The organism is Mucilaginibacter sp. UR6-11, from assembly GCF_020880695.1.
In the GTDB taxonomy this organism is placed as follows: Bacteria; Bacteroidota; Bacteroidia; order Sphingobacteriales; family Sphingobacteriaceae; genus Mucilaginibacter.
This window is the reverse complement of record NZ_JAJIWO010000007.1, coordinates 47,512-62,910: the sequence shown is the minus strand read 5'-3', so window position 1 is coordinate 62,910 and position 15,399 is coordinate 47,512. Positions and strand designations below refer to the sequence as shown.

The 15,399-nt window shown below is 46.8% G+C and carries 7 protein-coding genes; 2 read left to right on the top strand and 5 right to left on the bottom strand.

Annotation, left to right across the window (positions count from 1 at the left end):
• Window positions 1–351: 351 nt before the first annotated feature.
• The 5 genes from LJ658_RS15840 to LJ658_RS15820 form a co-directional block, all read right to left on the bottom strand.
• Window positions 352–3,111, bottom strand: a complete 2,760-nt coding sequence (locus LJ658_RS15840) for a TonB-dependent receptor (RefSeq protein WP_230547510.1) — start codon at window positions 3,109–3,111, stop codon at window positions 352–354.
• Entirely contained in the window at window positions 3,098–8,638 is a 5,541-nt protein-coding gene (locus LJ658_RS15835; protein WP_230547509.1) for a carboxypeptidase-like regulatory domain-containing protein, read from the bottom strand. The genes LJ658_RS15840 and LJ658_RS15835 overlap by 14 nt, the downstream gene beginning before the upstream one ends.
• A gap of 309 nt (window positions 8,639–8,947) precedes the next feature.
• Window positions 8,948–12,142 (bottom strand): error-prone DNA polymerase, encoded by a 3,195-nt coding sequence (locus tag LJ658_RS15830; RefSeq protein ID WP_230547508.1) that lies wholly within the window; start codon window positions 12,140–12,142, stop codon window positions 8,948–8,950.
• 6 nt (window positions 12,143–12,148) lie between these two features.
• Complete coding sequence (locus LJ658_RS15825) at window positions 12,149–13,654, bottom strand: DNA polymerase Y family protein (RefSeq protein ID WP_230547507.1); 1,506 nt, start codon at window positions 13,652–13,654, stop codon at window positions 12,149–12,151.
• Between the two features lie 10 nt (window positions 13,655–13,664).
• The gene (locus LJ658_RS15820; RefSeq protein ID WP_230547506.1) at window positions 13,665–14,399 is read right to left on the bottom strand and encodes an ImuA family protein; all 735 of its coding nucleotides are present in this window, start codon (window positions 14,397–14,399) and stop codon (window positions 13,665–13,667) included.
• Between the two features lie 83 nt (window positions 14,400–14,482).
• Between LJ658_RS15820 and LJ658_RS15815 the strand changes: the two genes are divergently transcribed.
• Both LJ658_RS15815 and LJ658_RS15810 read left to right on the top strand, forming a co-directional pair.
• On the top strand, window positions 14,483–14,758 hold the full coding sequence (locus tag LJ658_RS15815) for a hypothetical protein (protein ID WP_230547505.1): 276 nt from the start codon (window positions 14,483–14,485) through the stop codon (window positions 14,756–14,758).
• A 4-nt stretch (window positions 14,759–14,762) separates the two neighbouring features.
• Window positions 14,763–15,371 carry an alpha-ketoglutarate-dependent dioxygenase AlkB gene (locus LJ658_RS15810; protein WP_230547504.1) on the top strand — a complete coding sequence of 203 codons (609 nt, stop codon included), beginning with the start codon at window positions 14,763–14,765 and terminating at the stop codon, window positions 15,369–15,371.
• Window positions 15,372–15,399: the final 28 nt, after the last annotated feature.

Sequence of the window (15,399 nt, the reverse complement as noted above, 5' to 3'; positions counted from 1 at the left end):
GTATTGTTTATTGCCTGAAATACAAGTATTTAGCTGGATGTTAAATGGTGCCCGTATCACAGGGTAATCCGGCGGAAACAAAGTATAAAACCTCAATTATAAACTAAATCGTTATAAAAAGACGTATTGGAGAAATTATAAATCGTTCTAAGAAACAATTATGAATAAAAATTGATTTATATAATTTATTAGGATAAATATAGCCTCAGGCTATGTGGAATTTTTTGATAAGCTCCTTTTTTGATTAGTATAAAGGAATTTTGTAGGTTATTGACTAAAATATCAATAACTTTTAAGCAAAAAAATTAACGTATTAATGATGAATGTATTAAATTTTGCTGCATAGTTTAATTATTGTACGGTATACCGGTAAACCTTACGGGCCAGTAATCCGTTAGCGTCAATGCCCTCAACCGTTACCCGGTAGGTGCCGGTTTGGTCGCCGTTAAAATAGCTAACCTTTGTTTGCCCGTATGCCCTGGTAAGTATCCGGGGGTTCCAGTAAACAGTGCTGCGCAGGTCGGCTGTCACGGGGCCGTTTTGAGGGTTGTCATATTTAGGTGTATAAAACTCTTTGGTAAAATCATAACCTTTAGGCGCGTAATAAACAATTGACGGATCGTCCGTTCTGCGGAAAGCATGATTCTTTGTAAAGATAGCTATAACCGGCGGCGGCGGCCCTTTAGGGAACAGGGCAAGGTACCCTCCTAATAACTTGGCGCTTATTGCCGCGCTTTCGTGCGATATGTAAATCTTGGCAATATTGGTTGGCTTATCCAATAATAAGGTTTGATATTGCGATGGTTCAACAAGCATACTGTCAATTAATACGGCGTAGGTGCCATGTGGATAATAAGTTGGCACCCATGCCATGCCTTCATATTTATCCATTACCTGGATAAACCTAACCCGGCTGTGATACATTTCTTCAATACATTCTTTTAAAGTGGCGCAGGGCTCGCGGCTATCCGGCCGGTAAACCTCGTCAGCTTGGCTCTCGCTGATATTGCCCGAGCCATACCGGGCTTTTGCTGCCCTTATCCGTACCTCTTTTAGTTGTTGTACACGGCTTTGCAATCCCTGCCTGGTAAGTTCCTGGTCCTGTTTAATTTCATTGTCTACAGATGCTTTAACCAGTTGGGGGATGTCGGCATTGATATCACCTATGTTGTTATTGGCGGTAATGGCGGCCGGTTTAACCTCGTCAATTTCTGTGTTTACCTTTTTGCCGTTTTTGCTGGTGGTCCCCTGTATGGTAAAGTCAATTCCGTCAGTTATCAGCAGGTTGCTAAACTTAAATCTGCCTTCGCTGTCAGTAACGGTGTCGCGCACAAAATTCAACTTGTTATTAATCAATATTACTTTGCCGCCGGCTACGGGTTTATGGTTATAGCCGGTTAACCTGCCTGATATACTGTTCACAAGTTTTTCGGCCTTATACGTTGCTACGGCTGTAACGCCTGTTAAAATGTTTTTCCACGCAAATCTTCTATAGCCCTGAGTAAGCATCAGCACGTCAAGGTTTGCACGCGTTTCATTATCAGGATTATAGAAATAGTAGTTCGGTTTTTCTATATAACCTTTGATGTCCGAGCTTAACAGCAGCTGTGAAAAAATGGTATTTTCGTTCGCTTCGTCAGATGGTACCGCTGTTTCGCTGATTACCGATATAGAGAAGTTGCCGCCAACTGGTTTATTCCCGGCGATAGCATTAATATTCAGTTCTACCTTTTCCCTGCGGCCATAGGTTGGTTTAAGGCTGGTTATTCTAAGGTCAATGTTATCATTATTCTGAATAAATGTTATTCTTTCATTTAAAGGATCGCCTGCGGCGGAGAACAGGGTAAACTGCAATATGCCCGAAGGGACTTCATGTACCGGGAAATAAAGCAGGGTTGATGATTTGCCCACCGGCACATTAGCGGCAAAATAAACCTTGCCGTTTGATTGGCCTATCAGGCTTATGTTTTGACCTGATTTTAATGCCCCCGCGCCGGCATCAATCTTCACTAAAACAGAATCGTTATTGGCCGAATGAAAGACGGACATTACATAACCGTCGTCAGAGGCGGCAGGCAGGTTCACGGTATTTACCGAACCGTCGGGGTAATTGATCTTTGCGCGGTAAGTTTTACCGGCCTCAGGGAGCAGGTAAAAATAGCCCATCCCCAAATGTTTCAGCTCCAGCCGGGCAACTTCGTTGTTGTTATTATCTGTTACCACACCGTTTATAGCGGCCCCCAGGCCGTTGGTGGCGGTTGCTTTAAAGGCCACCTTGCTTTTTACCCCGTTAACCAGGTTACCGCTTTCGGGAAAAAACTGGAAATCGGTTTGTAATGATGCTATTTTAACCGGGAAGTTTTTAGCAACAGTTTCGTCGCCGGTTAAGTTTATTTTTGTGGCCAGGTAAGAATTGCTGCTTAGCTGGCCGGGTTTGGTGTTGGGCAGGTTAATACTTAGTTCGCCAAGTTCATTTGTTTTGCCCCCGCCTGATGTAATAACCTCGTAGCCTTTCTTAAAAAGATAGCTCACCTGCCTGGCAGCGTAGGGCTGGCCCTTGGTGTCGGTATATTTTAATATGGCCTTAACCTTTGTTTTATCGCCTTGTTGGGTATATACATAATCTATTTTGGCAAATACAGTGTTGGCGATGGAGTTGCCAATGGTAAAGGTACGGTCGTAAAAATAATCGGGGCCGGCATTGCGCATCCATTGAGTATAGGCCCGTATGCGGTAGTTGCCTTCATGTATAACATCATCATCCAAAACAAAATCACCTACAGCCATGCCGGTTGTTACCGGCAGTTTCAGCACTTTAGTAACCGAGTCGCCTTCATTCAGTAACTCTACATATACTGCCCCGCTTATGGCCGATAGCTGGTGCTTGCTGCCGGTTGTAATATAAGCTTTGAACCATATTGTATCACCCACTAAATAATAGGGCTTATCGGTATGCAGGTATATTTTTTCCTGTGGATTGGTGTCGGACCACCGCTGCAGCGATGCAACTAGTTTATCCAAAGGGTCATCTGTTTTTGGCACAAAAGCCAAAAGGATCAAAAACAAACAAAATAGAGCGGGCCCTATGGCCCATTTATTATTTAATTTCATTACCCGGCTGGTTAATTTTTAAGCTTCCGTCGCCAATGCCGCCATTTGCATCAATGCCGGCTATCTTAATGGTATATTTACTTTTGATGTCTGAAGTGTAAAAATACACTTTCGCTTTGCCATTTTGATCGGTATTAATGTTAGGCTCCCAATAAAGTGTAGACCGGTAATCAGGTTCAATTACCGATGATGGAGCAACATTATATTTAGGGCTGTAAAATTGCTGCGGATATAGCACAGGTAAGGGCCGGTAGCTGACAACTCCCACCGGTTTCCTGCGGTACCAGCCCATACCCTGGCCGGTAGTTATTTGTACGATAGCCAAGTCGTCGCAAGAGTGGCATATACGGTCAATGTATTTACGGCTATAGCTAATTTCAAGCCCAATTAAGCCCTGTAGCTTAATGTTTCTCAACTCAGCTATGACGGCGTCGTTATAAGGCGAGGGTTCGTCACGTTTCCTGCCCGGGAGGGTGGAGAGTACCATAACCTTCTCAGAAGTCACATCCCTGCCACTTGTTGGTACGTCAACATCAACATTTACCGGTCCGCCATCTATGTTCAACCGGATGTTTTTACCGTTAAATGCCACTATAGGCACTGTAAGGTCCATCCCCCGAAAAGTTGTGAGCCTGGCGCCAAGTACCTTAAAACCGGGCAGCTTTTGCTGCAGCAGTTCGTACAAGTTGGTTGTTGCCGATTCTTTGATATCCTGCTCATCGTAAATCTCATCGGCCTGCCCCGGTCCAAACGGGTTCATGGTGCCCCTGATAATTTTTTTGCCGTTGATCTTTACTTCTTTTAAAACCCTGCCGCTTAGTTTTAGGTTTGCATCATTGGTTTTTTCTATAGCCCGTTTCATATAATTGATCTGTGCACTGTCTGTATTTACATACCACGGCAGTATAGGGTCTTTATAATTTGAGGGGATGGGCAACGCCGAAAAACGGTCGACGGTAATAGTGCCAAATGTTATTTTCTTTCCCCTGGCATTATTAGCCTGTAAAAAGAAAGATCCTGAGTCTGTTTGCGGCAGGTTTTTAAATACATAGGAGCCTTTGTCGTCTACGCTGGCCATTGCAAAAAACGCCGGCTTTTGCGACGATATCAATACCCTTGCATCAGTAACCGGCTTGTTAAGCGCATTGGTTACCTTGCCGGTAATCACCAGTTCTTTTTCCGGCTTAAACTTAACCTCTTTCTGGTTGATAAATATATCCCCCCAGTCATAGCCGGTCCAGCCCTGGGTAAGCATCAGGTTATCCAGCGCCTGCCAGGCTTGTTTATCTTTCCGGTTAATATAGTACCCCGGCGACTCGATATGGCCGGTTAATTCAGAATTAATAAGCAGGCTTGCGGTTATGCCGTTATTGTCTGCGCTGTCCGGCTTAACCTGTGAGTCGTCTGTAACAGCCAATGAGAAATTGCCCTGTACCGGGATGCCGCTTTTGTCTTTTACTTCAATTTCTAAACCAACGCTGTCACGGCTAACATATACCATTTTATTTGGCGTTACTTTAATGTTAAGGCCGTCTCGGTGGTCAATAAATACGGCCCGCTCATTAAGCGGCCGCAGGCCTTTAAATAAGGTAAACCTGGCTATGCCCGACGGAAAAAGGTTTTTAGAAATCGTCAGACTGGTTTGGTCTGTTATTTTTTCTGAATAGTAAGCAATGCCTCTTGCTGTACCTACCAGGTAGCAGGCGCTGTCCGTCCCCAATGAACTGATGCCGGCCAGTGTGATCTTTAAATCATCACCCTGCTCTGAATTATTGATGTGGATTACCGTACCTGACGGGCTTATTTTAGGAAATTCAAAATTTTTAACGGCGGGCTGGCTTGTACGCGCAGTGTAAACTTCGCCCGCCCCTGGGGTAAACTCAAATGACCCCATGCCGTTGTGCATGGTGGCAAAGGATACCACCTCATTGCCCTTACTATCATATACCGCACCCGTAACGGCAGTGCTGCTTCCGTTTTCGGCGATAGCCTTAAAACCGATTACCGATTTTAAGCCGGCGACTAATTTACCACCTTCGGGTAAAAATTGCAGGTCGATATTTTGCCCGCGGTTAATTTTTAGCGGGATCTGCAGCATTTTATGGTTATCTCCCTTTTCAAGGCTGATGATCTCGGCCCGTATTCGCCGGCCATCCATTTTGTCTTTTAAAGCAGTGCCGAATTTTAGCGATCCGTCGATATCCGTTTGCAGCTCTTCTTTAAACAGGTAGTGCCATTCATCATAAATTTTAACCTGCAACTTTTTGAGCGCCACCGGCGAGCCTGATTTGTCAGCTTTATTCAGCTTTAGCTCCACCTGTAACTGATCCTTACCGGCCACCTGGTCTATACCGGCTGATGATTTAACCAGCCACGAATCAGCAGTGGTTTGCCCAAGGTAAAAGCGCTGGTTAAAAATATAATCCTGACCAAAGTTTTGCATCCAGTTAGTGTAGGCCCTTAACGTATAGCCGCCTTCGCGGAAGATGGTTTTTGTTAACGGGATCTGTCCTGAACCTACGCCGTCTTTAACAGTGATGCTTATGCGCTTTACCGCCTCGGAGGTGTCATTGGCCAGTTCAACATACAGCAGGCCGCTGATTTTTGACGGCTGATTGTTGTGATCTACCACATAGCTTTTAAACCAAAGGGTATCGCCGATATTATAATAGGGTTTGTCGGTATGGAGGTACACTTTTTCAATGGGTAGTTTCCTGTTAAAACTATCCAGCGGGGCAGTTATCAGCGCCATGCTTTTATCAGCGGGCGGCGGGGTATATGACGATGCTTTGGCCTGGTCGGCATCAACCGTATACCTGTATACCTGCCTGCCCAGTTCGCCGTCGGCGTTAATGCCTTCCACAATAACTTTATAGGTTCCCGGGCCATCAGCATTGAAGAAATTAAAAGTGGTTTTGCCCGATATATCTGTTTTTAAATAAGGATTCCAGTAAACCGTGGTGCGCAGATCGGGCAGTTTAGCGGCGCTGCCCGGCCGGTCATAACGCGGCGAATAAAACTCGCGTACCCGGTTAAAGCCCTTAGGCGATACGTTGGCCATGCTGGGGTTGTAGCTTTTTCTGATGTAATCTTTTTTGGTGTAAATTAAGATTGCCGGTCCACCTTTTGGAGCTCCCGGACCGCTAAAGGTCATCGCCAGCGGATTGGACGCAAATACCACGTCTATCTTGGCGATGGCTTCTGGTTCGGGCGAATTATTGGTAAAAAGATCACCAATTTCCCAATCTTTAAGCACACGGCCGTCCAGAATAACAAGGCATCCTTTTGGAACCCATTGGCCATTAACCATTTCAAAAACCACATGGCGTAACATGCCCTGTAAGCAAATACCTAACGCCGCGCAGTTTTCGGGATGCTCAATTACATAGGTTTGGTCGGCATGGCCCTCAGGAATGCGATACATGCCCTGCTGCTTATAAGGCGGTGGCTCTGGCTTTCGGGCCCTTATCCTTACTTCACGCAGGCGGTGCACCTTATCCAGCTGGCCGCTTTTTTCATAAATATCGTCCTCTTTTTTTACGCTTTCGATATAGGTTTTTAGTGTGCCGGTAATGTTGGTGCTCACATCGCCCAAATTTGGGTTTTTATTGAGCCGCAGTTTTGGTAAAGTATCCAGCACGATCATCACCTTGTCACTATTTTTAGCCGACCGTGCCTGTACCGCAAACTTGATGCTGTCGGTCATAAATATACCGTCAAACTTAAAGCGGCCGTTGGCATCGGTAGTAGTGCCTTTCATCACACCGGCGCTGACAGACACCAGCGTCACTTTGGCGTTTGGTAATATTTTATTACCCAGTGTTGTTACCTTACCCGTTATGGCCACACCCAATCCTTCTGCCGCGAACAGCGGCCTGGTATTTACCGTATTGTTTAATTCTTTCCAGGTAAACCGCCGGTAACCCTGCGTAAGCATCAGGTTATCCAAAGCTTTATTTACCTCGGCGGTTTCCCTGGTAAAATAGTAATTGGGTTTTTCAACGTAGCCCTTCAGGTCAGACGTAAGCAGCAGATTAGAAAAAATGGTGCTTTCATCGCTTTCATCAACCGGTACTTTACTTTCGTCAATTACCGTTACGCTAAAATTGCCAAAGGTTGGTTTGCCGTTGCTGTTGGTGGCGGCCATACTTACCTGTACATGTTCTTTACTGTTGTAGGTGTTTTTGGCTGTTTTTAAATCCAGTTGCATCTGGTCATTCCCGCGGACAAAAGCTATCCGTTCATTCAAAGGTTCGCCGGTATTGTTAAAGATGGTAAACTGCGCTATCCCGGTAGGGAACAATTTTTTTTCCAGCCAGATAGAAGTAACCGCGCCCGCAATTTTTACCGGTGAGGCAAAAATGGTTTCGCCATTGGTGTGCGCTATCAAATTTACCGATGTGTTTTGTGCAGTTTTTGATGCATAAATCCTTGCCAGCAAACTATCTTTATTGGGTTGATAAACACCCAGTACATAACCCTCATTAACAGCAACAGGCAGGGCTACGGTTTTAACGGTACCATCAGCAAAGCTGATTTTTGCTGTATAGGTTTTACCTGAGACAGGCCGCAATAAAAAACTGCCCATGCCGGCATGCAAGGTTTCAATGGTACCAACTTCATTATTTTCATTATCAGTTATTTTTCCTTTTATGGCGATCCCCGATCCGTCAACCCCCACAGCTTTAAAGGCAACACGCGATAAAATGCCGTTTACCAGGTTGCCGCTTTCAGGAAAAAACTGAACGTCGGTTTGTGCTAAACCGGCTTTGATAGGGAAATCACGTACAATGGTGTATTTGTCTGGCCCATCAAGCGTGGTATGAATGTAGGATCCTCTTAAATCAACATGCTTATCATTCAGGATTGATACCGGGATATTGCCCTGCGCATCTGTTTTAACCGATTTGGACCATACCACCTTTTTATTAACGATGATCTGGTAATGCACATCCCTGCCGGCAAGCGGCGCGCCGTCATCAGTGCTATAATTAAGCATCGCGGTTAAAACGGGTTTTTGATCAATGTCTTTATATTGATAATCAGCTTTGGTAATGATATTGTGGCTTACCAGGTCGCCCACGGTAAAAGTATGGTCAAAAAAATAATCTTCACCGGCGTTGCGCATCCATTGGGTGTAGGCCCGTATGCGGTAGCTGCCCTCTTTAAAGTCATCGCCCAAAATAAAATCGCCCATAACCATGCCTGATGTTATCGGGAGTTTTAAGGATCGGGCGACAGAATCTTTGTCAGTGATCAGATCTACATATAAGGAGCCGCTTAGCGCCGAAAGCTGGTGCCGGCTGCCAATGGTTATATAACCTTTAAACCAGATTGTATCGCCCAGGGCATAGTAGGGCTTATCCATTTGTAAATAAACCTTTTCCTGCGGGATGCTGTCTGTCCATTTTTGCAGGATAGTTACCAGTTTATCAACCGGGTCATCACCACGCGGGATGAAAGCTAGCAGAAACAGGAGCGAGCAGAGCAGGCCCAGTTTGACAGGAAAAGTGATAATTGTTTTCATATTCAGGTATCAGGTTAGGTTAAAAACAAAGGGCAACTCTAAGCGGGGTATTGTTAGCCTGGTTTATTTAAAACAGATATATACCTGTAAAAAAACTGGTTTCATAGCCTGGGGGATATGATGTTTACTTGGTTGAACTAATGTAAAGAAAATATTACATTGAATGCAATAGCCGGGCGCTAATTATCCTGAAAAAATGACTTAAAAGTATTTTTTAGTAAATATTTATGGATATGATACGAACTGTGTAGCGCCTTAGGTATTGCAGGGAATTGTGTAACAAATTGCTTTTTAGCTGGTAACAGGAACTTACTTAAAATTACGGCCTTTATGAAATACCTCCTTTTTAGTCTGTTTTTGGCTGGCGGATGGGGTAGTCCCGTTGCTGCCGGGCAGGGTAAGCACCGGTCTGTCATCAATTTGTGCAGCGGTGAGTGTGCCCAATAGTTTTGATAAATTAAAGCAGCGCTTTACTACGATATGGATCACTTTGCCTTCAATCTGCACTTTACCTTCGGCCATTAACAGGCGGGCCTGCAGTATTTCTTTGCGGTGGGTTTCAAAAACTTTTTCCCAAACCACCAGATTTGAAAAACCGGTTTCGTCCTCAATCGTAATAAATATAACGCCCTTGGCGGTACCCGGCCGTTGCCGCACGGTAACCAGGCCCGATACTTTTACCCAATCGCCATCTTTAAGCGCTGGCAGGCTGGCATTGGTAGTTACCTGGAGCATATTTAGCTGTTGGCGCACAAAGCTAACGGGATGGGCCTTAAGCGACAGGCCTGTGGCAGCATAATCCTGCAGCACATGCTCGGCCCGGGTTATAAAGGGTAAACTTATCTGGGTTTCGGCAGCACTTTCTGAGGGTTGCCCGGCAAACAGGCCGACAGGTTTATCTTTAAGCGCGGGTACTTCCCATAACGCCTCGCGGCGATCAAAGCCTATTGATCTGAAGGCGTCGGCATCGGTCAGCCTTTCAATAGCAGCTTGCGGCACCCCGGCATCGCTTAATTGGTTCATACTGGTATAGCCCGTGCCGCGGCCGGCAATTAAAGCTTCCATGTCATCTTTATTTAAACCTTTTACCTGCCTGAAGCCCAGGCGTAGGGTGCAATATTTACCGTCTTTTTCTTCCAGTGTATTATCCCACATGGAGTAGTTGATATCCACCGGGCGCATAATTACGCCATGCCTTTCGGCATCGATAACTATTTGCGCGGGCTGGTAAAAACCCATGGGCTGGCTGTTTAATAAAGCAGCCGCAAAAACATCCGGGTAATGGCATTTAAGCCATGACGAGATATATACCAAATGGGCAAAGCTGGTAGCATGGCTTTCTGGGAACCCATAGCTGCCAAAACCTTCCAGCTGTTTAAATATCCGCCGGGCAAAATCTTCAGTATATCCCTTTTTTGTCATCCCGTCAACCAGTTTTTTTTGAAACTGACTTACTAATCCTTTTGCTTTAAAGGTGGCCATGCTGCGCCGCAGCTGGTCGGCTTCGGCAGCGGTAAAGTCTGCTGCAACCATGGCTATTTCCATAGCCTGCTCCTGAAACAGCGGCACACCCAGTGTCCGCTTTAATACTTCTTCAAGTTCTGGTGTCGGATAATCTATGGGGTCTATTTCATCACGCCGCCGCAGGTAGGGATGCACCATATCCCCCTGGATGGGGCCGGGGCGCACAATGGCTACCTCGATGACGAGGTCATAAAACTTGCGGGGTTTTAACCGCGGCAGCATGGACATCTGCGCGCGGCTTTCGATCTGGAAAACGCCCAGCGTATCTGCCTCGCAGATCATATCATAAACAGCCGGGTCATCTTCCGGAACATTTGCAAGCGTATAAGTTTCTCCGTAATGTCGTTTGATCAGGTCAAATCCTTTGCGGATACAGGTAAGCATGCCTAAGGCTAACACATCAACCTTTAAAATGCCCAGCGCTTCCAGGTCGTCTTTGTTCCATTCCAGCTGGGTGCGGTTTTCCATGCGGGCATTCATTACCGGGCATAGATCTGAAAGCTTGCACTGGGTAATAACAAACCCGCCTGTATGCTGCCCCAGTTGCCGGGGGAAACCCATCAGCTCTTCGGTCAACTGTAATATTTTATGCAGCTGTTTATCATCGGGATTTAATCCCTGGGCGATAATACGCTCACGGTCAAATGCCTCGTCCGAGAAATCCCAGATAGCGCCGGCCAGCCGCTTAATGGTATCTTCTGATAGCCCCATGGCTTTGCCTACATCCCTTATGGCTCCTTTATGCCGTTCCTGCGTTACGGTGGCAACAATGGCGGCATGTTCGCGGCCGTAGGTTTCATAGATCCATTGGATGATCTCTTCGCGTCGCTCGTGTTCAAAATCAACATCCACATCAGGCCATTCGTCGCGCGCGTCTGACATGAAGCGCGAAAAAAGCAAGCGTGATTTCTCAGGATTAACGGGGGTTATCCCCAAACAGAAACAAACAGTACAGTTAGCCGCCGAGCCGCGTCCCTGGTGCAGTATGCCCAGCTCTTCGGCCTTGTTGGTGTATTCATAGATCCGCAGAAAATACGGTGCCAGTTTACGTCGTTTAAAAAAGGCCAGCTCAAACGCTATTTGCGTACGCGTTTTTTCCTCCATTTTGCCATGAAACATTTTCCCGGCACCGGTCCAGGTCAATTCGGCCAAATGTTCGTCAGCAGTGCGGCCATCGGGGCTTTTCCATTCGGGTTCTAAATATTTTAAAGTATCCAGGGAGAACCGGCAGGCCGCGGCGATTTCCTGCGTGCGGGCAATGGCATCCGGGTACTGGCGAAACAAACGTTCCAGTTCATCAACCGGCTTTAAATAGCGTTCGGCATTGGCGTGCAGCCTGAAACCGGCGGTGGTGATGGTGCATTTTTCGCGTACGCAGGTTTGTACGTCCTGTAATTCGCGGCGGGCAGCATTATGATAATGCACATCATTGGTTGCCACCATTGGAACCCCTGATTGCGATAATCGATAAAAGCGTTTGGCATCATCGCCGCTGTAGGAGCGGGTTGCTGCAATATAAAGGCTTGTGCCAAACGCTGCCCGGTATTGTTGCAGATCAGCTTTAAACGTGTCATCAAAATCAAAGCGTTTATCTAGCACCGGCGGCGGGATGACGATAAATAAGATGCCCTCTTTATGCTCAAATACATCCTGCTTGTAAATGATACATTTGCCCTTTTCGGTGCGCAGGTTGCCCCTGGTTAGCAGTGCGCAAAGCCGCCCCCAGGCAGCAATATCGGTAGGATAGGCCAGCAGGCTGGGGCCGTCTGTCAAATCAAGCCGGCAGGCGGGGATAATACCAATGGTTTTAATCACTTTGGCTGCCTGATGCGCACGTACCACACCCGCTACGCTGTTTCGATCGGTTATGGCAATTTTGGTATAGCCCAATTCGGCGGCGCGTTCAACCAACTCATCAGGGTGCGACCCGCCCCGCATGAAGGTAAAATTACTGGTAACCTGTAACTCCGCGTATTTCATAGCCAACTATGCAAAAAAACCATGTAAATACCATTGCGGCCGCTCTTCGGCCAGGTAATGCCCTGACCTGAACAGCCAATACCGCCGGCCCTGCTCATCCTCCACCACATAATAATCACGGTGCGGGCCCTCATCCAGCCACCATTCGCGTTCAATACGTTCGGCATCGTCGGCACGCTTAATAATATGGCGCTCGCCTTTATAGATAAACAGCATGGGTGGGTTATCGGGCAGTGGCGCGGTAACTTCAATACGCTCGGGCCGGGCTAGCAGCAATGATGGGCGGGGCTTGTCTGTGCGCCAAACAGTGGCGGGTTTATCTTTAAGCGATGGCGCCGGTTTGATTGATTGCTCGGGCCAGTAACGTTCCTGCGGCAGGTAACGGTGAATGTTGTTTGCACCTACCTTATTAGCCAGGCGGTCAAGTAATTCGGCCAGGCTGTTGTTTTCCAGCCCGCAACTTTCTGCAGACCATAGTATTTCCTGCTCCGGTTCTGCATCTTCAACCTTGGGGGCTTCCAGGGTAAAAAGCTCAATACCCATTGCAGGCTCAATTGATGAGATCTTTAGCTCAAATAATTTAAATAGATGGTTAACCTGGTGCGTTGCCCGGTTGGTGCCAATGCCGGCTTGTATAACCTGCCCATCTACCCGGTAACCCTTTAAAACAGCGGTGCGGATGCCTTTGCCTTCGCCCTGTAAGCGGTGGCAAAGTTTTTCAAGCAGCGTTTTTATAGCTATCTCAATACCTGTAGCGGTGCGGATAGCTTCTAAACAAGGCAGGCGCTCGGTATAAGGTTCGGCAGGGCGCAGCAGTTGCAGTGGTTCATTCTCTGTACCTAAAGCCTGGTCAAGCCTTAATAAAAAGTCGGACCCAAAGCGCCGCCGCAAAACTGACCGGCCCAGGCCAACAAAACTTTTTATGGTATAAAAGCCCAGCTTTTGCAGGCGATCGAGTATAATGGCATCCAGCCGCAGGGCAGCAGGGGGTAGGTTTAGCAAAACATTAGTTTGCTGCCCGGGGGCAATAATAGGTTTTACACGGCCATAGTGCGCATTGGCCCAGGCGGCCCCAATGGTATCGGCCATGGCGCCGCGCACATCATAGCCTTTGCTGATCAGGCGGGTAATTATCTCTTTTAAATAATCTTTTTCTGTACCCCATAAATGCGTGCAGCCGGTAACCTCTAGTAGCAGGCCGTCAGGCAGATCAACAGCTATAAGCGGGGAGTACCGGATACACCATTCGCCCAATGCTTTAAGCAGTCTGGCAGCCTGATCGGGTATATCATCAATCACCTGCAGGTCAGGGATTACGGCCTTAGCATCAGCAGCGGCCATGCCAGCGGTTATGCCCTGGGCTTCGGCCAGTGCGTTAGCGGCAGTAATAATAACGCGCCCGCGGGCCGGGGTAACCAAAACAAAGGGCACGTCTTTCAGCTCCGGCCGGCGGAGGGTCAGCCAGTCCGTCGTCAAATGACGGAACCATAAAGAAACAAAGCGCCTGTTCATTATAGCTCATTTAACCGGCTATTCGCCTTTCTTGTACATTTAATTCTTCATTCACTTCTGTAACCGGCTCAAAACGGCCGTCGGCCCATTCAAGTTTCCAGCTGCCGGGGTTACCGTTACGTACCCTTAACAACTCAACCCGCCAGCGCGGCCAACCTACGCCCGGCAAGCCCGGTTCTGGTTCACTGGGCAGCGGGGTAATTTGCCAGCGGGCCACACAGGTTGTGGTGCCCAATTTACGCGGGTCATTACGCAGCAAAAAACCGGTTACCTTACTGTTTTCAACCGCCAGTTGCAGCCTGCGCGACTGCGCGAAACTGATTTCCCGCGTCTCGGCTATGACGGCTGCCAGGCCCTCGCATTTTAAGGCCTCTTCCATGGCCCAAAGCACATCTTTATCGCGCTGTACATCAATAAATATCACCCGGTCAGGGCTTACATCAAAACCCATCAGTGCCGGCGGAAAAAGCTTGCGCGATGTGCTGATCCATAAACAAGCGCCGCCGGGCTTCATTAAGGCGGCAATTAAGCCTGCCATTAACCCGCCGGTGGCGGCAGCTTGCTCGGGCGTTGGGCAAAGCATTTCATGGATGGCACCGGTTGGGAAGATCCCGTTTGGGAAAGCCTCCTCAATAGGGCCAAGGCCTATGCCTTTGGCTTTATCTGCCACAGGCGGGGCAAAGCCCTGCCATAGCAAAATATTCTTTTGCAATTGACTGATAATATCCTTTTTAGCATGCTGCATGGCTGTAATTAACGCTGTAAAGTTATGCTAATATTTTTAGCAATTTATATAAAAATTAATAAAAAATTTTTCACATTTGTAGTATGATGAGTAACAACATGGATTTGACTAACGAGGCTAAAGCATGGATAAGGCGCAAAAACAAGCCTGACGAAGTTGTACGTATAACGCGCGATAGTAAAGATTATGAGCAGGTGATAAGCTATGAACTGTATACCGCTTATGACGAAAATCCGGATTACCTGGGGCGTATATTATTTGATATGCAAGGCTACTGGATCTATGACGGCGATACATTGACCATTACCGAACAAGAGCAGCTGGCTAAATTCATTATTAACTACGCAGAGACTTTTTAAAAGGATGGAACAATTAAGTTTTTTTGCTGAAGCGGGGCAGAGCAGGGGATTACCAAAAGAACTGTTAACCTACGAACCCGGCTTTATTGGTGAAGAGGAAGGTAATGCATTGCTTGATAAATTTATTAAGGACATACCATGGGAACAACGGATACAAAGGCTATATGATAAGGATGTTATTACGCCGCGTTTAACTGCCTGGTACGGGGATACTGACGTTTATGATTATGCTTCATTAACACAGACCAGGCCAAATTTTTGGACGCCGGAACTATTAATGATTAAGGAAAGAATTGAGCCGGTGGCCGGGATAAAATTTAACAGCGTTTTACTTAACTATTACCGCGATGGTAATGATTCTGTAGCCTGGCACAGCGATAGGGAGGATGTGCTTGGAAAAAATCCTGTTATTGCTTCTATAAGTTTTGGGCAGGTACGAAGTTTTGATATCAGAAACAAAAAAAATCATCTTGAAAAATATTCGGTGAGATTAGAGCATGGTTCTTTCTTATTGATGAAAGCCGGTTTACAGGAGCACTGGGAACACCGTGTTGCCAAATCAATTAAACCGATGCAGGCAAGGATGAATCTTACGTTTAGGGTGGTGCTTTAATTTTAATAGGATACCATCAAACGCTGCA

Excerpts from the sequence above, each read along its gene's own strand:
- LJ658_RS15830 (WP_230547508.1), bottom strand. The coding sequence starts at position 12,142 with ATGAAATACGCGGAGTTACAGGTTACCAGTAATTTTACCTTCATGCGG.
- LJ658_RS15815 (WP_230547505.1), top strand. The coding sequence starts at position 14,483 with ATGATGAGTAACAACATGGATTTGACTAACGAGGCTAAAGCATGGATA.
- LJ658_RS15825 (WP_230547507.1), bottom strand. The coding sequence starts at position 13,654 with ATGAACAGGCGCTTTGTTTCTTTATGGTTCCGTCATTTGACGACGGAC.
- LJ658_RS15840 (WP_230547510.1), bottom strand. The coding sequence starts at position 3,111 with ATGAAATTAAATAATAAATGGGCCATAGGGCCCGCTCTATTTTGTTTG.
- LJ658_RS15835 (WP_230547509.1), bottom strand. The coding sequence starts at position 8,638 with ATGAAAACAATTATCACTTTTCCTGTCAAACTGGGCCTGCTCTGCTCG.
- LJ658_RS15810 (WP_230547504.1), top strand. The coding sequence starts at position 14,763 with ATGGAACAATTAAGTTTTTTTGCTGAAGCGGGGCAGAGCAGGGGATTA.
- LJ658_RS15820 (WP_230547506.1), bottom strand. The coding sequence starts at position 14,399 with ATGCAGCATGCTAAAAAGGATATTATCAGTCAATTGCAAAAGAATATT.